19 protein-coding genes and 2 tRNA genes are annotated in these 17,624 nt (G+C 52.2%); 14 read left to right on the top strand and 7 right to left on the bottom strand.

Features of this window, described 5'->3' with window-relative positions; genetic code table 11:
- The first annotated feature begins 4 nt into the window (after positions 1–4).
- From ntrX to hflX, 3 genes are read left to right on the top strand one after another with little or no spacing between them, the layout of a single operon-like run.
- Positions 5–1,426, top strand: coding sequence for a nitrogen assimilation response regulator NtrX (ntrX, locus tag F457_RS0105300; protein WP_018980097.1), 1,422 nt, complete (start codon positions 5–7; stop codon positions 1,424–1,426).
- A 25-nt stretch (positions 1,427–1,451) separates the two neighbouring features.
- Entirely contained in the window at positions 1,452–1,721 is a 270-nt protein-coding gene (hfq, locus tag F457_RS0105295; RefSeq protein ID WP_018980096.1) for an RNA chaperone Hfq, read from the top strand.
- Positions 1,718–3,049 carry a GTPase HflX gene (gene hflX, locus F457_RS0105290; RefSeq protein WP_018980095.1) on the top strand — a complete coding sequence of 444 codons (1,332 nt, stop codon included), beginning with the start codon at positions 1,718–1,720 and terminating at the stop codon, positions 3,047–3,049. The genes hfq and hflX overlap by 4 nt, the downstream gene beginning before the upstream one ends.
- Positions 3,050–3,948: 899 nt before the next feature.
- On the opposite strand, the gene F457_RS0105285 is transcribed toward hflX, so the two are convergent.
- Positions 3,949–5,406, bottom strand: a complete 1,458-nt coding sequence (locus tag F457_RS0105285; protein ID WP_018980094.1) for a SulP family inorganic anion transporter — start codon at positions 5,404–5,406, stop codon at positions 3,949–3,951.
- 219 nt (positions 5,407–5,625) lie between these two features.
- Here F457_RS0105285 and F457_RS0105280 point away from each other — a divergent pair.
- A tRNA-His gene (locus tag F457_RS0105280) sits at positions 5,626–5,701 on the top strand.
- A gap of 23 nt (positions 5,702–5,724) precedes the next feature.
- On the opposite strand, the gene F457_RS0105275 is transcribed toward F457_RS0105280, so the two are convergent.
- Both F457_RS0105275 and F457_RS0105270 read right to left on the bottom strand, forming a co-directional pair.
- Complete coding sequence (locus tag F457_RS0105275; protein ID WP_018980093.1) at positions 5,725–6,600, bottom strand: SDR family oxidoreductase; 876 nt, start codon at positions 6,598–6,600, stop codon at positions 5,725–5,727.
- Positions 6,600–8,153: a hypothetical protein gene (locus F457_RS0105270; protein ID WP_018980092.1), complete on the bottom strand. Its 1,554-nt coding sequence runs from the start codon at positions 8,151–8,153 to the stop codon at positions 6,600–6,602. The genes F457_RS0105275 and F457_RS0105270 overlap by 1 nt, the downstream gene beginning before the upstream one ends.
- 378 nt (positions 8,154–8,531) lie before the next feature.
- Here F457_RS0105270 and rplM point away from each other — a divergent pair, with 378 nt between their 5' ends.
- The 10 genes from rplM (at position 8,532) to F457_RS0105215 (ending at position 15,400) form a co-directional block, all read left to right on the top strand.
- On the top strand, positions 8,532–9,005 hold the full coding sequence (gene rplM, locus F457_RS0105260; RefSeq protein ID WP_018980090.1) for a 50S ribosomal protein L13: 474 nt from the start codon (positions 8,532–8,534) through the stop codon (positions 9,003–9,005).
- A gap of 9 nt (positions 9,006–9,014) precedes the next feature.
- On the top strand, positions 9,015–9,515 hold the full coding sequence (rpsI, locus tag F457_RS0105255) for a 30S ribosomal protein S9 (RefSeq protein ID WP_018980089.1): 501 nt from the start codon (positions 9,015–9,017) through the stop codon (positions 9,513–9,515).
- 146 nt (positions 9,516–9,661) lie between these two features.
- A complete protein-coding gene (locus tag F457_RS0105250) occupies positions 9,662–10,747 on the top strand; it encodes a branched-chain amino acid aminotransferase (RefSeq protein ID WP_018980088.1) in 1,086 nt (361 codons plus the stop codon).
- Between the two features lie 19 nt (positions 10,748–10,766).
- Positions 10,767–11,072: a hypothetical protein gene (locus F457_RS0105245; protein ID WP_018980087.1), complete on the top strand. Its 306-nt coding sequence runs from the start codon at positions 10,767–10,769 to the stop codon at positions 11,070–11,072.
- A 384-nt stretch (positions 11,073–11,456) separates the two neighbouring features.
- Positions 11,457–12,638, top strand: coding sequence for a molybdopterin molybdotransferase MoeA (locus F457_RS0105240; RefSeq protein WP_018980086.1), 1,182 nt, complete (start codon positions 11,457–11,459; stop codon positions 12,636–12,638).
- On the top strand, positions 12,629–13,651 hold the full coding sequence (gene moaA / locus F457_RS0105235; protein ID WP_083912713.1) for a GTP 3',8-cyclase MoaA: 1,023 nt from the start codon (positions 12,629–12,631) through the stop codon (positions 13,649–13,651). Before F457_RS0105240 ends, moaA begins: the two co-directional genes overlap by 10 nt.
- Before the next feature lies 1 nt (position 13,652).
- Positions 13,653–14,135, top strand: coding sequence for a cyclic pyranopterin monophosphate synthase MoaC (gene moaC, locus F457_RS0105230; protein ID WP_018980084.1), 483 nt, complete (start codon positions 13,653–13,655; stop codon positions 14,133–14,135).
- On the top strand, positions 14,132–14,728 hold the full coding sequence (locus tag F457_RS0105225; RefSeq protein ID WP_018980083.1) for an NTP transferase domain-containing protein: 597 nt from the start codon (positions 14,132–14,134) through the stop codon (positions 14,726–14,728). The genes moaC and F457_RS0105225 overlap by 4 nt, the downstream gene beginning before the upstream one ends.
- Positions 14,728–14,967: a MoaD/ThiS family protein gene (locus F457_RS0105220; protein WP_018980082.1), complete on the top strand. Its 240-nt coding sequence runs from the start codon at positions 14,728–14,730 to the stop codon at positions 14,965–14,967. Before F457_RS0105225 ends, F457_RS0105220 begins: the two co-directional genes overlap by 1 nt.
- Positions 14,968–14,971: 4 nt before the next feature.
- Complete coding sequence (locus tag F457_RS0105215; RefSeq protein WP_018980081.1) at positions 14,972–15,400, top strand: molybdenum cofactor biosynthesis protein MoaE; 429 nt, start codon at positions 14,972–14,974, stop codon at positions 15,398–15,400.
- Here F457_RS0105215 and F457_RS0105210 read toward each other — a convergent pair.
- The 4 genes from F457_RS0105210 to F457_RS0105195 form a co-directional block, all read right to left on the bottom strand.
- Positions 15,397–16,167 carry a tetratricopeptide repeat protein gene (locus F457_RS0105210; RefSeq protein ID WP_018980080.1) on the bottom strand — a complete coding sequence of 257 codons (771 nt, stop codon included), beginning with the start codon at positions 16,165–16,167 and terminating at the stop codon, positions 15,397–15,399. The genes F457_RS0105215 and F457_RS0105210 overlap by 4 nt on opposite strands.
- A gap of 158 nt (positions 16,168–16,325) precedes the next feature.
- Positions 16,326–16,411, bottom strand: a tRNA-Leu gene (locus F457_RS0105205).
- 20 nt (positions 16,412–16,431) lie between these two features.
- Positions 16,432–17,100: a M48 family metallopeptidase gene (locus F457_RS0105200; RefSeq protein WP_018980079.1), complete on the bottom strand. Its 669-nt coding sequence runs from the start codon at positions 17,098–17,100 to the stop codon at positions 16,432–16,434.
- A gap of 11 nt (positions 17,101–17,111) precedes the next feature.
- Positions 17,112–17,603 (bottom strand): YcgN family cysteine cluster protein, encoded by a 492-nt coding sequence (locus F457_RS0105195; protein ID WP_026294214.1) that lies wholly within the window; start codon positions 17,601–17,603, stop codon positions 17,112–17,114.
- Between the last annotated feature and the right edge of the window lie 21 nt (positions 17,604–17,624).

Raw genomic sequence — 17,624 nt, 5'->3', positions numbered from 1 at the left:
TCAGATGGAACATGAGATTCTGATTGTCGATGATGAGCCCGATATCCGTTTTCTCCTTGAGGGAATTTTGGAGGATGAGGGCTATAGTACCCAGAGTGCAGCGCAGTCCGATGAGGCGATTGCACTGTTTCGTGACTACAGGCCTTCACTTGTTATCCTTGATATTTGGTTACAAAATTCAAAGCTAGATGGGATAGAGCTGCTTAAGCTCTTCAAGGAAGAAGAGCCCAACGTGCCCATTTTGATGATTTCAGGACATGGCACGATTGAAACGGCTGTTTCTAGCCTTCATGAAGGGGCCTACGATTTTATTGAAAAGCCATTTCAGTCTGATCGTCTCTTGGTCATTGTGCAGCGAGCCCTTGAAGCGGCGCGTTTAAAGCAGGAAAATGCTGAGCTTCGTTTGCGTGCCGGGGCACAAATGACATTGATGGGCAATAGTGGTTTGATGGCCGCGTTGCGTCAGCAAATTTCACGCGTAGCCCCGACAAATTCACGCGTGTTAGTGAGTGGGCCTGCTGGGGCAGGGAAAGAAGTGGCTGCGCGGATGATTCATGCGCAGTCTAAGCGCTCTGATGAACCTTTTGTGGTGCTGAATTGCGCAACCTTGGCCCCTGACCATTTTGAAGAAGAGCTCTTTGGGGTGGAGGGGAAAGAAGGCCAGCCGACACGTCGTGGCGTGCTCGAGCGTGCGCACCGTGGCACCTTGTTGCTTGATGAAGTTGCGGATATGCCGTTGGAGACGCAGGGAAAGATCGTGCGTGCTCTGCAAATCCGTACCTTTGAGCGTTTAGGTGGCACTCATAGCGTGAAGGCTGATGTGCGCGTTATCGCGACGACAAGCCGTGATTTGCAGGAAGAAATTGAAGCACGGCGTTTCCGCGAAGATTTATATTATCGCTTAGCGGTTGTGCCGTTGAAGGTGCCTTCATTGGCAGAACGGCCTGAGGATATTCCAGCTCTTGCGCGCTATTTTCTTGAAAGCTGTGCGGAGAGTTCTGGTCTGCCTAAGCGTGAGCTTTCTGTTGATGCGCTCGCGAGTTTGCAAACCTATGAATGGCCCGGCAATATTCGTGAATTGCGTAATTTGATGGAACGTATGCTGATCATGGCTCCAAGTGGGAGTGCGAACCATACAGACCCTATCCGTGCGGATATGTTGCCTGAGATGGTGCGTAAGGGAGCCCCGTCCATGACACGTCTGAATGCGGAGGCTGATGTGATGAGTCTGCCATTACGGGAAGCGCGCGATAAATTCGAAACACAATATTTACAGGTGCAGCTGATGCGTTTTGGCGGCAATATTAGCCGAACGGCTAATTTTGTGTGCATGGAGCGTAGCGCGTTGCATCGCAAACTCAAGCAGCTTGGCGTTACGCAAGAAGAGCGCAATAATGGCGCTCAATCTGCTTCGGCTGAACGCTAAGGGCGATAGGGGAAACGAAGTCTTTATGTCGTCATCACTGTCTGGTTCTGTACAACAGGCCTTTTTGGAGCATTTGCGTCAATGTGAGGAATCGGTCACGGTTTTCCTCGTGAATGGTGTGAAGCTTCAGGGGGTTATTGCTCTGTTTGATGATCGTACGCTGGTTTTGCGGCGCGATGGCCATGTGCAGCTTGTCTATAAACATGCCGTTAGTACCATCATGCCCGTGGCGTCGATGCCTGATTTTACTCAAGAGTTGATTGATGGTGCTGAGGAAGGTGTGGAAAGTTTGTGAGACGTCAGCCAAAAGAAACAGCACGCGCTCCAACGGTTGCGGCCGTTGTCCTCCCTGTTGAGAAAACGGGAGCCTATAGTAATCCGCGTGCCGCACAGTCACGCCTTGAAGAAGCCGTTGGGTTAGCAGCCTCTATTGGGCTTGAGATTGCCTACACAACAATTTTCCCACTGCGAACACGGCGTCCGGCGACGCTTTTGGGGGCGGGGCAGCTGGAGCAGCTCTGTGATGAGGTCAAGGCCGAGAATATTGGCGTTGTCGTTGTTGATTCGCGGTTATCTCCTGTACAGCAGCGTAATTTAGAAAATGAGCTTGGCTGTAAGGTCGTGGATCGAACGGGGCTTATTCTCGATATTTTTGGTGCACGGGCGGCCACGCGGGAAGGTGTGCTGCAAGTCGAGCTGGCTCATCTGGAATACCAACGCTCACGACTCGTGCGGCTTTGGACGCATTTGGAGCGTCAGCGTGGTGGGTTTGGCTTTATGGGCGGCCCAGGGGAAACCCAGATGGAAGCCGACCGCCGGATGCTTGATGAGCGTTTGGTAAAACTCCGTAAAGAGCTAGAGCAGGTGCGCCGCACACGTGGGTTGCATCGGTCGGCACGGCGGCGTGTTCCTTTCCCCATTGTTGCGTTGGTTGGTTACACGAATGCAGGAAAGTCCACGCTGTTTAATACGATCACAGGGGCTGAAGTTCACGCGCAAGACCAGCTTTTTGCAACGCTGGACCCGACGATGCGTGGGCTGACGCTTCCTTCAGGACGGCATGTTATTCTTTCTGACACGGTGGGCTTTATCAGTGAGCTTCCCACGGAGTTGATTGCCGCGTTTCGTGCGACACTCGAAGAAGTGGCAGAAGCTGATATTATCTTGCATGTGCGTGATGCAGCTCATCCTGAAAGCAATGCACAGCGTGATGATGTGCTCTCTGTGTTGGATGATATGGCCAAAGACGGGATGTTGGATAGCCATTGGCCAGAGCGTGTGATTGAGGTGATGAACAAGGCTGACCTTTTGGGGGGTACGACAGCGATTCCCAAACGTGAAGGTGCGGTTGTTGTTTCTGCGCTGACGAAGGAGGGGCTGCCTGATCTTCTTGAAGCGCTGGATCAGTTCATGACACGCTCTATGGAAGTCGTGCGGACGTCTCTTGCTGTCACGGATGGAGCGGCGATGGCATGGCTGTACGATCATGGTGAGGTCATTGAGCGTGCCGATAGTGACGAGGCGATTACGCTGATTGTGCGTTTAACATCTGTGAACCGTGAACGCTTTAAACGTGTTTATCCGACTTTTCCCTTAGAAAATGTGGCTAACGCGACTGATTAAGAAGCGCATTGGCCCATACTACCGAGCGGTGTTTTGTATCTTTTCCGATCGGGTAAAGTTCGGGTGAAGAGGATGTAGATCGTGGTTAGGCTGCCTCGCTATGGTAGCGTCAGGTTTTGCTGCTTTTGTGGGTGGTGTTTTTTATACCATAATAGCCTTTAAGCGGGAGAGTTTCACATAGAGAGGCTCCCCCCCGTGTCGAGTGACGCTGAAAACGTACTTCGGTTTTAGGGATGACCGAGCCGGAGAGCAAAGGCTTGGAGAGGTCGCTCAAACATTTTGACTGTTGGAAGACAGATGATGTTGTTCTCTGGTGTTTGAGGGGAATAACCGAAATCACTCCACATTGTGTCAGTTGGGCGATCAACTGATCTATGTCATGGAGCTTGTCGGCAATAAAAGTCTTTGGATTGATATGTGCAGCGTGCTCCAGTGTGATGAAATATTTTTCCGGGTTGTTCAGTGCATTGCAGACTGTGTAAATTTAAGTGTTCAGTCCACCTGATCCCCTTTTTTTAGGGGCTCCAGCGCTGTGCTGATGGGCTTGGATAATTGTGCTATTGAGCATCATAGTTTTATTGTCATAATCAATAGTCAGATCAAGCTATAGGATGCTGGCGTGATAGCGATACAGCACGGCCTTCACGGAGAGCTGATTGTCCGAAGTCGTGCTTCCAACGTGTCTCTCCCTATTGGGCAGCAGGTCTTTTATCTGCTCCCATTGGCCATAGCGTCAATCGTAACGACGCATTTGTGCCCTCCCTTTCAAGGTGACATATCACGGTGGGTAAGGGGTAAAACCGGTTAGAACATGCCAGATTGTGTCAGTTGGTTAGGGCATGGTCATTCTATTCATGGAGCCAGTCTTCCAAAGAGAAAGACTGGCTTAATATCATCGGTTAAGTGCGAAGCGTTTGTTCATCCGATTGTTTGTTAAAAATCGAATGATGAAGTGCGTTAAGCCCTTCGATGATCACCTTACGATCATGTCGGCGGAGCTTATCAATGGTCTTTTCCATCGCTTGCACAGAGGTAACGTCCCAGAACCGAGCGTGGGTGAGGTCAAATACCACGGTTGGGGCATCGGTCAGGTAGTCAACAGAGCTGGGAATAAGGTCGGCTGATGCGAAGAAGACTTCCCCACTGATAGAGTAGGTGAGCACTCCACCATCCCGAGCCGGGGTGACTTGAACCAGTTTTGCTGTACGCCATGCGAAGAAAACACCTGACAGCAGGACGCCAACGACCACGCCAGCGGCGAGATCATGCGTTAGCACAACGACGATGACGGTCGCGATCATGACAAAGCTCGACAATTTAGGCTGGCGGATGAGCCCACTTAAGCTGTCCCATGCAAAGGTGCTGATAGAGACCATGATCATCACAGCAACGAGAGCGGCCATGGGTACGCGGGCAATCCATGAATGTAAGGCAACCATCAGGAGCAGCAAAAATGCCCCAGCGGTAAAGGTGGAGAGCCGCCCACGCCCACCATAGCGCAGGTTACCAACGGTCTGGCCAATCATGCCGCAGCCGGCAATGCCCCCAAAAAGCCCAACGAAGATGTTGGACAAGCCTAAGCCTGTGCATTCGCGCTGTGGCTTTCCGTGTGTGTCGGTCATGTCATCGACGACAGAAGCTGTCATGAGGGATTCCAGCAGGCCAACAGCCGCAGCCGCTAAGGCATAGGGGAAAATGACTGAGATGGTCTGCCATGTCAGGGGGATATGGGGGAGGGTGAGATGTGGCAGGCCCGTGGGCAGCTCTCCAAGATCCGCCACAGTGCGCACAGGCATAGGGTGGAAGACTGTAATGGCTGTTAGCGCGATAATGCAGATGAGAGGTGAGGGGATGGCGCTAAAGACGCGTGGGACGAGGTAGATAATCACCAAACCAATCGCGATGAGCAAGTACGTATGCCATGTTACGCCCAGCATTTGCGGCACTTGAGCGGAGAAGATCAGTATCGCGAGCGCATTTACAAAGCCTGTGCGTACTTCGCTTGAAACAAAGCGCATGACAGATTGTAGCTTGCAGAGCCCGAAAATAACCTGAAAGGCCCCGGCCATAAGGGTCGCTAGTAGCATATACTGCACACCGTGCGTATGGACGAGGGGCGCCATGACAAGTGCGACGGACCCTGCCCCGCCGGAAATCATACCCGGGCGCCCCCCTAAAAACGCAATGGAGACGGAGATAACAAAGGAGGCGAAGAGGGAGACGGCCGGTGACACCCCGGCAATGTAGGAAAAGGCAATGACCTCAGGAATGAGGGCAAATGTCCCCACCATCCCGGCGAGAATTTCCTTCACCGGGCGTTGTGTCCATTCTTGGACGTAAGATGTGGCGGATGCCATATGTGATGACCCTTCTGTAATACGGGTAAGTGGTGATCAATTAAGGACAGATGCACACCGTATTCCGGCCCGGGGCGGCAATTCTTCTTGTGGTATAAAAGCTTCTCAAGACGCTGTGAAGATAAAGGATGGGATGGTGGAATGATATTTTGTTGAAAATTTATCATTTAGGGGCTGGACGTAAGGGTGAGGATTTAATAGAACTTGCCTCGCTGTATGGCGGATGTAGCTCAGTTGGTAGAGCGCCGGTTTGTGGTACCGGTGGTCGTGGGTTCGAGTCCCATCATTCGCCCCAGCATTCCCCCTTAAAAATTAAGCTTATTGAAAAAGACGCTTCAGTCCTTCGTCAAAGCTGATGGGCTGCACGCCAAGTCGTGTGGTCATAATGGTGATATCAGTGTCTTTATCTTCCAACAAACGCCGGATTTCAGGCGGTGTAATGGTCGGTAAAGCGGGAATGAACGCCGTGAGCTGGGCCATCCGCATTAAGAAGGAAGCCGGTAAAGAGAGAATCGGGCGCGGTTTTAAGCCTGCATGCTGCATAATCTTTGTGATAAAATCCCGGTACGATAGGCATTCCGCTCCTGCGATTGTGATACTTTCTGGCCCCGTGATGTTGCGTTTGCGTAAAAGCTCCAAAGCGGCATAAAGGCAGCGTATGACATCCTCTTGGTCAATCGGTTGCACGAGCGCGCGCCCATGATTGGGAAGTGGGATGACGGGAAGAAAACGCAGAAGTTTGGTGAGGCGTTGCACGTTATTTTCACCCTCTGCACCATAAATCATCGTTGGGTGTAAGATGATGGAAGGGCGCGGGTCATTCTGCAGGGCGCGTTCACCAAGAAGAACACCACGGGCATGGTCATCGGGCCAGTGGGTGTTTTTACGGGTGCTTCCGAGTGCAACGATTGGGGCTTTTGACGCATGGAGAAGGGTGGGCAAGTGGCGTGCATGGGCCGTAGTGATAATAAAGGCCCCATCTCGTAATGCATCTCGAACATTTTGACTGTCGTGCAGCTCAAGAGAGCGGACGGTAACGGCGTGCTGAGGAAAATGGGCGAGGTTTTTGCGCACTTGCTCAGGTGAGCGCGTGCAGGCAATGAGGGGGATGTGTGCTCTTAGAAGAGTGCGGCACAAAGCTCGGCCTGTGCGGCCATTGGCCCCAATGACGGCGACGGGCGCTGAAGGGTTCATTAATGCACCGTGACAGAGGTAATATGCGCGCGGTCTAGCACGGCATTGGTGGGGCCTGTGAGTGGGAGATGGATGAGATCATCAATCGACAGGGTGCCAAAACCAACCGTTAATGTGCGGTCTTTAGGAGTGAGCACATAATCCATCATAGGTGTGAAGAGCGGACGCGCGCTGATTGCCTGTTCTAGCGCATGGATGAGATCTTCACGGAAATGCGCACGTTCCTCTACGGATGCGTTGATATGAGCGAGATGTGGCCAGAGATCGAGAAGCCGTTCGCCTTTAAGGGTGATAGTAGCGTTTGTCATAAGAGCATTCTGGGCAAAACTCTCTCGATCCATGGCCGTATGCAAAGGGTTTTTTGCTGGAAGGTGTGTATGTGCGTCCAGCGCTACATGCCCAAGAGAAGGAACCGTAAGATGGGAGGTGAAAGCGTTATCCCATCCTTTATCATCTTTATGGCTGTTTTCTATGAACTGTAAGAGCGTCTTTTGACCATTGATTGACATGGTAAAATGTCGTCCGCCAGCAGGGCGTAGATGAATGCCTTGAAGCTCGCCTTCTGTATGGAGGGCTGCTGAGAGGTCATTCTTACGTGTCAGGTTCAGGTGGTCGAGCCGAAAGACACTGCCATTTTCTGGGTTTCCAATGGTGAGCGCAAGGTGATGGAGCCACAGAGAGCCGGGGCTTTCCCACAAATTTTGGAGAGGATCACGCTGGAATGCTTGGGATAATGCTTCTTCAATGTGAGATGAATTGCTCTGGAGCCAATGATGATGGCCATTACGAGCATAAAATCTCTCCAACGTGAGTGTAAGAGGGATGGCTGCACTGTTCGTCATATCTGGAGGGCACAGCATATCGGAAAGAAGCGTGGGCCAAGTAGATGTGCTCTTCGAGGACAGCGACAAGGACAAAGACACATTTTTGATATCTGTGAGAACGCGAGACCCGACGCCATAGCCTTCCAACGTGAGGGTTTCCACCGTGATATGTGTGAGGTGAAGAGCAGGAGAAAAGAAGGGTTGTTGAGGCGGGAACGTGAAATCAAGCCCTTCAACATGGGTTCGGCCAAAGCGCAACGATGAGAGATGTTGCGGGTTGAAGGAGAGAATAGCGGCAAGTGAATGCGTGCTGACGGTTGTGAGGTCTGTATGGAGTGCAGCCTTGGGGGGAGACGGGATAAGAAGATGACGGAAAATAGCCTTGGCGGCATGCAAATTAAGTGAAGGGCCGCGATAATCAGCAGAATCGAGCTGAAGGCTTGCCATGCCGATGCTACCATCGTGGAGAAAATGAGGGTGTCCTAAACGAACTTGAGCAGCGTGGAAGGTAATCGTTGGGCTGTGAAACGTCACATCATGGAGTGTTGCGCCGCCAATGAGGAGGGAAGGGGAGGCGCTGCGGTAGGTGAAATGACTGCCAGCAGGCAGCGTTTCCTGAAACCGTGTGAGGATATGGGTTAGCGCATGAGACGCCTCACGATAAAGTCCAATACCAGCCGCACAGAGGATAAGGGCTGTTAAAGAAGTCGTCAGCCAAGGTCTTTTCACGGTGTGTCTTCTTTGAAAGGGCGCATCTTCTGACTGGGAGGGCCTAAAACGGGAAAGAGGGCCACCATATCATCCACTTTGATGGGGGCAAGCCTCTGTTGGGAGCATGATTGTGGCAAAAAATGATCAATCGAGTGATTTGTTGATAGAAAATAGTGCGGTAACATAATACCGCACTACAATAAGTAGCAGTTTTTAGCCAAAAACACTTCAACTCTGTTTATAAAAAACACTTGACCTTATCGTCATCTCTCGCGATAACGCGCCCTATCTTATGTCTTTTCTTATGCCTTGATTCTCTGACAATGAGGAGGGAGGCGAGGAAAGCTTTTCCCGGTGCGGCGATGTTCGCGGCGCCTCAAGTTGGAAACGTCATTAATGAAGACCACAGTTTCGTTGAAACCTGCGGAGGTGACGAGAAATTGGATCCTGATCGATGCCGAAGGGCTGGTCTTGGGTCGTCTCGCTACCATCATCGCTAACCGTCTGCGCGGTAAACATAAGCCTCAGTACACACCACATGTGGATGCTGGTGATGCTGTTATTGTGATCAACGCAGACAAAATTGTTCTGACAGGCAATAAAGTCGGTCAGAAGCTGTTCCATTATCACACCGGTCATCCTGGTGGGGTGAAGGAGCGCAGCATTCGCCAACGTCTGGAAGGGAAAAACCCTGGCCACGTGGTGGAGAAAGCTGTTGAGCGTATGATCTCACGCGGCCCATTACAGCGCGCTCAGATGAAGCACTTGTACGTTTATGCGGGAACAGAACATCCTCACGATGGCCAAAAGCCTGTGACACTGGATGTTGCCGCTATGAACCGCAAGAACACTGTACAACGCAAGTCGTAAGGCCTGATCATGTCAGAGACTCAAGAGCGCTCCGCCGAGCGTACCGGCACGCTGCAGGATCTTGCTAGCGCTGCTCCTGTTACTACAAATGCTGCACCGGTTTATGAAGCCAAGCGTGATGCACAAGGCCGTTCCTATGCGACGGGTCGTCGTAAGGACGCTATTGCTCGCGTATGGATCAAGCCAGGTAAAGGCGATATCATTGTGAACGGTCGTCCGGTCACAACATATTTCGCACGCCCTGTGCTGCGTATGCTGATCACTCAGCCATTCCTGCTGGTGGATCGTTACAACCAGTTTGACGTGTATTGCACGGTTACTGGTGGCGGTCTGTCTGGTCAGGCTGGTGCTGTGCGTCACGGTTTGTCCCGTGCGTTGGCTCATTATGAGCCAGAGCTACGCCGCGTCCTGAAGGCGGCTGGCTTTCTCACCCGCGATAGTCGTGTGGTTGAGCGTAAGAAATACGGTAAGGCTAAAGCCCGCCGTTCCTTCCAGTTCTCCAAGCGTTAATTTTTCGACGTTTGGTGGCTTGGAAGCCGCTACGGAAAACCCCCGTCTGCGTTATGCAGCGGGGGTTTTTTTGTGGGAAAACTTGTGTCAGAGCAAGGAAAGTATTATTGCGTTAAATGCCCTATTTTCTTTAGGAATCTTACGTCATGGCTGACTTCCACATCGAAAAGACCTCCACTCCTACTCCGGCTGATCAACGGGAAGCACTCCTTAAAGACCCAAAATTTGGTCGTGTGTTTACCGATCATATGGTGGTTATTCGCTATGTTGAAGGTCAGGGATGGCATGATGCAAAGGTGGTGCCACGGGGGCCATTGTCGATTGATCCAGCCTCAACGGTTTTGCATTATGGGCAGGAGATTTTTGAGGGGCTGAAAGCTTATCGCGGGAAAAATGGGGATATTACTCTGTTCCGTCCTGGAGCGAACGCTGCCCGTTTTGCGGCATCGGCCCGTCGTTTGGCAATGGCGGAATTGCCTGAAGATCTCTTTATGGGTGCTATTGAAAATCTTCTTAAAGTTGATCGGGACTGGGTTCCTCAGGGAAGTGACCAGAGCCTTTATCTACGTCCTTTCATGATTTCTAATGAAGTGTTTTTGGGTGTGAAGCGCGCGAACGAATATTTATTTGTGCTGTTGGCAAGTCCCGTTGGTGCTTATTTCAGCTCTGGCTGTGTGTCTGTGTGGGTGTCGGATGAGTATACCCGTGCGGCAATTGGTGGAACGGGTGAAGCAAAATGTGGCGGCAATTACGCGTCTAGCCTTGTCCCTCAGCAAGAAGCTGCTGAGAAAGGCTGTGACCAAGTTCTGTTCCTTGATGCCCGTGAGCGGCGTTATGTGGATGAAATGGGCGGCATGAATGTCATGTTCGTTCATAAAGATGGTTCTGTGGTGACACCACCGCTGAGCGGAGCCATTTTGCGTGGCATTACACGCGATAGCTTGCTCAAGCTGGGCCGTAAGATGGGCCTGACGATGCGTGAGGAGCCCATCGCTATTGATGATGTGTTTGCAGGCGCTGCCTCAGGTGAGATCGTCGAAGCATTTGCGTGTGGCACGGCTGCGGTGGTGTCTCCTATCGGGTCTTTCCACCGCGCTTCAGGCGATGAAGCACGCTTTGGTGATGGGAAAACGGCCGGCCCTGTTGCTTTACGCTTGCGTGAAGCCTTGAGTAACGTGCAACGTGGTGAGGCGGAGGATTCGTTTCATTGGGTCCACCACGTAACAGTGTGAGCAATAAAGGGACGGCTTCATGGCAGAGAGAGTTCTGATTCGTAATACTGCATCTGGTATAACGCGGAAGGGTTATATCGGTTTTAGCTGGACGTATCTCTTTTTCGGCTTTTTGGTACCGCTTATTCGCGGTGAGATTTTGGTCGCTGTCCTCCATGCCGTTTTAACGGCGATTACGGGCGGATTTTGGCAGTTATTTTACTGCTTTTTCTATAATCGCCATTATATGACGCGCATGCTGTCTGATGAGGGCTATGTTCTGGCGGATACGCCGGAGCGCAATCAAGATGCCGCTTGGGCACTTAACATAACGCCTCCTTCTTAAAGGAAGGGAGGACTGTCATAGAGTGTTCCCTCTCTGTTTTTTAGTGAGAGATAGAGGGAGTGCGTGATGGGAAAGGGTCTTCGATAATGAAGGCCCTTTTTTATGTGGCCAGCGTTAGTAAAGCCTCGCTTTTGGGAACGTGCTCTGTATTGTTGATACTCTTCTCTCCTATGGCTTTCTGCCTGACTGATTGTCGATGTTTGTGAGGAGGGGCTCGCTACAATAAGAGCGAGGTTTTGCGGCAATAGTCCTGTAGCGGCAAAGATAGAAGCAGGCGGAGGAGAGACGGCAAAGGAAGGGCTCTGCATTTGTATCAGCTGTTGATTGTGGGCGCTGGGCTCTTATTTAAAAGGGACGGCACTGAGGATTAAAAAGAGGATAGCTATGGCTCTCATCACCGTAACAGAGGCGCATAAGGCTGTGATGCGGCATGCGGGTGATTTCGGGTGTGAGCCTGTGCCATTACATCGCGCACGTGGACGGGTCTTGCGACAGAAGGTCAGAGCAGAGCGCGATCAACCGCCTTATGACCGTGTGATGATGGATGGCATTGCTCTAAGAGTAGGGGCTGCTTTCCCACTTCATGTTTTGGGGATGCAACGGGCTGGGGAACCACCGCGTGAACTGCCCGAGGGCGCTTTTTGCTGGGAGGTCACGACAGGCTCTGTACTGCCTATAGGGGCGAATTGTATCATTCCTGTTGAGCAGATTCGCCGGGTGGATGATCAGGTCTTTTTTATGGGAGACGAGCTCCCTGCTCAGGGTGCGTTCATTCATCCTCAAGCATCTGACCGCACGCAAGGAGACGTTCTTTTATGCGAGGGGCAGAAGTTGGATGGCCCCTCTTTGGCCGTTTTAGCGGCGAACGGGGTGGCGACGCCGCTGGTCAGCCGTGAGCCTTCTGTTTGTGTTGTGACAACGGGTGATGAGCTGGTGGAGGTGGATGAGCCTGTCCAGCCTTGGCAGGTGCGGCGGTCAAATTATTATGCGATCATGGGGATGTTGCAGCTGCACGGCTTTTCGATGCTTGAACATCGTACGCTAAAGGATGCGTATGATGAGACATGTGCTGTGCTTGGGGACATTATAGCGCGTTATGATGTGGTCTTGCTCAGTGGTGGGGTTTCGATGGGGGCCTTTGACTATGTGCCGCGTGCTTTAGAGCATATCGGGGTACAGTGCGTTTTTTATAAAGTCTTACAACGTCCTGGTGGGCCGCTATGGTTTGGTTATGGTTCCGCGGGGCAACGTGTCGTTGGTTTGCCGGGAAATCCTGTATCGGCCATGGTGTGTATGGCGCGTTACGTGCTGCCGTTGTTGGATCAAGCGGCTAAGCGCGCGGTGGGCGAGGTTGTATCGTTGTCGTTAACGGCCCCCGTGCCACGTTTGGCACAGCGGACGCGTTTTGTGCCGGTGCAGGTGAGAGGCGGAGAGGCCCAGCCTTTCCCTATGCCGACCTCGGGGGATTTTATGGGGTTGCCTCAGACTGGTGGGATTGTCGAGCTTTCACCGGGAGAAGGAGAGGCGTTCGCTGGGACGCGCGTTCCTTTTTATCCATGGGCGTAGTCATACGGGATCAGTACGGTCGTGCGTGGCGGGATTTAAGACTGTCGATTATTGATCGCTGTCCATTCCGTTGTCCGTATTGCATGCCGGAGACGGACTATCCCGATGGGTTTCGTTTCCTCGCCTCTAATGAGCGCTTGAGCGTGGCGGAGATGGTCACGATTGCGCGCAGTGCTGTGCGGCTGGGTGTGCGTAAAATTCGCCTGACAGGTGGGGAGCCCCTGCTGCATCCACAGTTGCTGGAGCTTGTTGAAGCCTTGGCAGCTTTGGAAGGAGTGGAGGACTTAGCGCTGACAACCAATGGGGTGCTGCTTCCACAGCTAGCAAAACCGTTGCAAAGGGCGGGGTTGCGGCGTGTAACGGTTAGCTTGGACGCGTTAGACTCTGTGATTTTTTCTCATATGAGTGGCGGTCGTGGGCATGTTGAGCATGTGCTGAGCGGGATTGAAGCGGCTTGTCAGGCTCAGTTCCCTGATGGTGTGAAGATCAACAGCGTTGTGCAGCGGGGTGTGAATGAGCGTGAGGTTCCCAAACTTGCGGCTTATGGGGCGGCGCGTCAGATGAACACAAGGTTTATCGAATATATGGATGTGGGAACGCGCAATGGGTGGCAGCGTCATGAGGTTGTGACGGCTGATGAGATCTATGCTTTGCTTGAACAAAATGGCCCCCTTGAGCGTATAGACCTGCGTTATGAAGGCGAAGTGGCGACGCGTTATCGCTATCGTGGGACTGATCGTGAGGTGGGCATTATTGCCTCTGTCACGATGCCTTTTTGTGGGACATGTACACGCGCGCGGTTATCGTCAGATGGTCGGTTTTATACATGTCTTTTTGCTCAGGAAGGGAAGGATCTCCGTTCGGTCGTGCGTCATGGAGGGCCTGATGCTGTGGAGGAGGTTCTGCATACGTTATGGCAGCGGCGTTCAGACCGCTACAGTGAGAAGCGCGCAGGGCTTGATGGGCAGAAGTCTGCCTCGCAACGTGTTGAGATGAATTATATCGGGGGCTGAAATGACCATATTAAATCATGTTGATCCTCATAATCAGAATCCGCATATGGTCGATGTTGGCCAAAAAGACGTGACCTCCCGTCATGCTACGGCGCAAGCGCGTATTCGCTTCCCCGCTGAATGCGCGCAACAGTTGCGTGACCAAGGCTTTATGACCAAGAAAGGCGCGGTTTTGACGGTTGCGCAAATTGCTGGGGTGATGGGTGTAAAGGCGACGCCGCAGCTTATTCCGCTTTGTCATACATTGCCGCTGAATGGTTGTCAGGTTGAATTGCATGTTGAGGGGGACGATGTTGTTGTTCAATGTCATGTATCATGCCATGGCCGAACAGGGGTGGAGATGGAAGCGCTAACGGGAGCTTCTGTCGCAGCTTTGACGGTCTATGATATGTGCAAGGCGCTGAGCCATGACATTGAGATTCATGAGGTGCGGTTGCTGCAAAAAGCCGGCGGGAAACGTGATTTTCAACGAGAGAATGTATGAGTGAGGGTCTTTACGGCCTTGTCCTAGCAGGCGGACAGAGCACGCGGATGGGGTCTGATAAAGCGCTGCTGTCTTACCATGGAAAGCCCCATCTTGATTATCTTATGGAGGTGGTGGCGCCTTACGTGCAGCAGTCTTTCGTTTCTATACGGCCTGAACAGCGCCATGAGAGCGTAAGGGCGCGTTTTTCTTGCCTTGTTGACGATGGAACCGTTACGGGGCCAGCAGCGGGGATTTTGGCTGCTTATCGTGCGTTCCCCAAAGCGAATTGGCTGGTCTTGGCGTGTGATTTGCCATTTATAGATCAGGCCTGTTTGGCGCATTTATGTGATCAGTGGCGTCTATCTCCTTCTCGTTCTCTTGCGTATCGGAACGCAGAGAATGGCCTCCCCGAGCCTTTGTGTGCGATCTGGACACCGCCTATGCTGGCGGCATTGTCGGAGTACGTTGCCCAAGGGCACGTATGCCCACGCCGGGCTCTGATAAAGCAGGAGAGTGCGCTGTTGGATACGCTGAACGCGAATCATGTGAACAATGCGAATAGTCAGGCGGATCGCGCAGCGGCTCTGGCACAGATGGGAAAGGATGCCTGATGCGGATTACCTTAGAATATTTCGCTCAACTGCGCGATCTAGCAGGGTGCACGCGTGAAGAGCGGGACATTGAAGCGATTAGTCTCGGCACGCTTTATGAGCAGGTCAGGCGTGATTATCAGTTCCCATTAGAGCGTGATCAGCTTCGTGTGGCGGTGAATGATGCGTTTGCTTCATGGGATGAGGTGCCTCATGAGGGAGATATGGTGGTGTTCATTCCTCCCGTGACGGGAGGTTAAAACCATGGCAATACGTTTTGTCATTGCGGCTCAAGAGATGGATATAACCCCTTTGAAGCAAGCGCTGCGTTTAGCAGAGGCAGGGGGGTATTGTGCTTTTGAAGGATGGGTGCGCAACCATAATCACGGGCGTGCCGTAAAAGCGTTGGAATATCAGGTGTATGAGGCTCTAGCACGCAAAGAAGGGGCGGCTATCTTAGAAGAAGCGATGGAACGGTTTGAGATTTCAGCGGCGTCTGCGATGCATCGTTCTGGAATGTTGGATATAGGGGATATGGCTGTATGGATCGGTGTGTCGGCCCCTCATCGTGAGGCAGCCTTTCAGGCATGCCGTTTTATTATTGATGCGATCAAACAGCGCTTACCTGTGTGGAAGAAAGAACATTACACGGAAGGTGAGGCCCAGTGGGTCGCGTGCCATCATCATGGTTAAGAAGACGCTGCGTTTTCCTGCTGTGCACGCAGGATCGTAAGTTTTTCGTCCAGAAGCGCCTTTAACTCGGGGTCTTTGGGGGCGTGGGGGCGGCTGAGTTCACGCTCCATGGCGAGAAGAATATCAGGTGTGGCGTCATGCACGGCGCGCTGCCAGAGTGACAGCGCCTCTTGAGGACGGTTCTGAGAGAGTAAAATCGTTGCATAATTATGCTGCCCCCGATAATCACCCCCCTCTGCTGAACGGCGGTACCAGTCTAAAGCGGCGCGAGGGTCACGCGGTGTTTCCCATCCTTCTTCTATGAAACGGGCGAGAAGATTCATGGATTTGGGGTGCCCTTTATGGGCGGCACGGTGAAAAAGCGTGAAGGCTTCTTTCATGTTTTTTAGTGTCCCCAGCCCACGCATCGTGCAGATCGCTAAATTATATATGCCCCATAAATCGTTAAGCTCAGCAGCGCGGCGATAATGTTGAACGGCTGTAGGTAGATCCAGTGGACATCCCCAGCCAAATTGGGCGCAACGGCCAAGCATATTATGCGCTGGGCCATAATGGGCCTGAGCGGCGATGGTGAACCAGTCATAGGCCTTTTTATGATCGGGTGTTACATATTGGCTGTTGAGAAGGGTCTTTCCCCATAAAACTTGCTCAAGAACATGACCATTCGCTGCTTTTTGGTAAATGTCCTGAATGGAATTCGGCAATGGAGTAGGGATATTGTCTTTCTGTGAACGGCGGAAGAAGGACAGAAAGCGTGTCAGTGCCATGAAGAAGCAGAACCCTATCAATGGGAGAAAGCAGAAGGCCTCCTATGATAGAATGGATAGATGAGAATAAGAAGCATTATCTTAATATAGGCATTATCTAGGTGTGGCCTGATAGCAGATGTATGCCAAAGAGAACGGTTTTATTGGGGGATCGCTTCTGGTGCGCACTGCGGGACTTGAACCCGCACGTCCTTACGGACCCGAGATTTTAAGTCTCGTGCGTCTACCATTCCGCCAAGCGCGCAACACCAGAAGTTGAAAGCCTCATACCATACGCATAAGAAGAATACCATTCTGACGAAGATATTTTTCTGCTTTAAGCCGTCCTTTTTTTCCATCAGGGCAAAAACGATCCACATGAGCCCAAAAGGCAGGGCTATGATTGAAATGTGTCATATGAGCAAGCTCGTGAACGATCACATAGCGAGCAATGTCGTCCGGCGCCATAATAAGGCGCCAGTTGAGCATGAGGCGTCCTTGTCGCGTGCAGCTGCCCCAACGGCTTTTTGTATCACGCAGAGTAATTTTCTGTGGTTTTTGGTCCATGATGCGACCGTAATGGTCAATAAGAGCCGGTAAGGTCACTTTGGCTTGCTGATGCACAAAGTCCTTGAGAAGACGCTGTTTGTCTTCCAAACATTCACCACCGAGGAGAAAAGTGTCGGCGGTGAGTGTCGTCTCGTTGCCTGTAGAGTGCTGAAGCCGGTAGAAGCACCCGTGCAACAGCACGTGATTTCTTTCCAGAGCAGAAGCAGGAAGGGCTGCGAGAGCTTCGCTGACCCAATGAGCTTGGCTGTGTAAAAGTGCGATACCCTGTTTCCGGCTTGCGCGAGGGGGAAGAGTGATCACCACAGCTTTGCTCTGTATATCAATACGAAGTGAGAGCCGCTTAGCGCGTGGTGCGTTCTTCCAAATGACCGGAGGGGCGAACATAAACAAGCAGCTTACGTGTCGGACGACAGGGGGGCTGTACAGGGTGGAGCATGCTCTGGCCATTCACCTGGCCAGTCAACCTCATGGTCTTCGAGCATTCCGGCATCGCGCTCATTGATGCAACGGTCACGGACCGATGCGCCCACTTTATGGACTGTTTCATGCGTACCGCTGCGCAGCGGGTGCCAGTCTGGTAGGTCAAACCCATCACGGAGGAGGCGATAGGCGCAGCTAGGGGGGAGCCAATCTGCTTCGCGGAGGATAGACAGCGTGAGGGTGATGCACTCAGACACGCGGCGATGGCGACGATGATAGTCCGAGCAGAGGCAGCTATGTCCGTCTAGAAGGCGGCATGAAACGTTTGTCCAGATAATGGCGTCTGTTTCGTCGTCACGTAATTTATCAAGACAGCAACGCCCGCAACCGTCGCAAAGAGACTCCCATTGTTCCGTTGTCATGTCATCAAGGGAAGTGGTTTGCCAAAAGGGCGCGGTAGAAGTCATGGAGTCCAGTATCGTTAGGGG

Source organism: Saccharibacter floricola DSM 15669 (assembly GCF_000378165.1).
Lineage (GTDB): Bacteria > Pseudomonadota > Alphaproteobacteria > Acetobacterales > Acetobacteraceae > Saccharibacter > Saccharibacter floricola.
This window is presented reverse-complemented; position numbering and strand designations above follow the sequence as displayed.

What these genes read in the sequence shown, in the direction of transcription:
- ntrX (WP_018980097.1), top strand. Translation starts at nt 5, where the DNA reads ATGGAACATGAGATTCTGATTGTCGATGATGAGCCCGATATCCGTTTT.
- F457_RS0105200 (WP_018980079.1), bottom strand. Translation starts at nt 17,100, where the DNA reads ATGTTCGCCCCTCCGGTCATTTGGAAGAACGCACCACGCGCTAAGCGG.
- F457_RS0105245 (WP_018980087.1), top strand. Translation starts at nt 10,767, where the DNA reads ATGGCAGAGAGAGTTCTGATTCGTAATACTGCATCTGGTATAACGCGG.
- moaA (WP_083912713.1), top strand. Translation starts at nt 12,629, where the DNA reads ATGGGCGTAGTCATACGGGATCAGTACGGTCGTGCGTGGCGGGATTTA.
- F457_RS0105220 (WP_018980082.1), top strand. Translation starts at nt 14,728, where the DNA reads ATGCGGATTACCTTAGAATATTTCGCTCAACTGCGCGATCTAGCAGGG.
- F457_RS0105240 (WP_018980086.1), top strand. Translation starts at nt 11,457, where the DNA reads ATGGCTCTCATCACCGTAACAGAGGCGCATAAGGCTGTGATGCGGCAT.
- rplM (WP_018980090.1), top strand. Translation starts at nt 8,532, where the DNA reads ATGAAGACCACAGTTTCGTTGAAACCTGCGGAGGTGACGAGAAATTGG.
- moaC (WP_018980084.1), top strand. Translation starts at nt 13,653, where the DNA reads ATGACCATATTAAATCATGTTGATCCTCATAATCAGAATCCGCATATG.
- F457_RS0105285 (WP_018980094.1), bottom strand. Translation starts at nt 5,406, where the DNA reads ATGGCATCCGCCACATCTTACGTCCAAGAATGGACACAACGCCCGGTG.
- rpsI (WP_018980089.1), top strand. Translation starts at nt 9,015, where the DNA reads ATGTCAGAGACTCAAGAGCGCTCCGCCGAGCGTACCGGCACGCTGCAG.
- F457_RS0105275 (WP_018980093.1), bottom strand. Translation starts at nt 6,600, where the DNA reads ATGAACCCTTCAGCGCCCGTCGCCGTCATTGGGGCCAATGGCCGCACA.
- F457_RS0105195 (WP_026294214.1), bottom strand. Translation starts at nt 17,603, where the DNA reads ATGACTTCTACCGCGCCCTTTTGGCAAACCACTTCCCTTGATGACATG.
- F457_RS0105215 (WP_018980081.1), top strand. Translation starts at nt 14,972, where the DNA reads ATGGCAATACGTTTTGTCATTGCGGCTCAAGAGATGGATATAACCCCT.
- F457_RS0105250 (WP_018980088.1), top strand. Translation starts at nt 9,662, where the DNA reads ATGGCTGACTTCCACATCGAAAAGACCTCCACTCCTACTCCGGCTGAT.
- F457_RS0105210 (WP_018980080.1), bottom strand. Translation starts at nt 16,167, where the DNA reads ATGGCACTGACACGCTTTCTGTCCTTCTTCCGCCGTTCACAGAAAGAC.
- F457_RS0105225 (WP_018980083.1), top strand. Translation starts at nt 14,132, where the DNA reads ATGAGTGAGGGTCTTTACGGCCTTGTCCTAGCAGGCGGACAGAGCACG.
- hfq (WP_018980096.1), top strand. Translation starts at nt 1,452, where the DNA reads ATGTCGTCATCACTGTCTGGTTCTGTACAACAGGCCTTTTTGGAGCAT.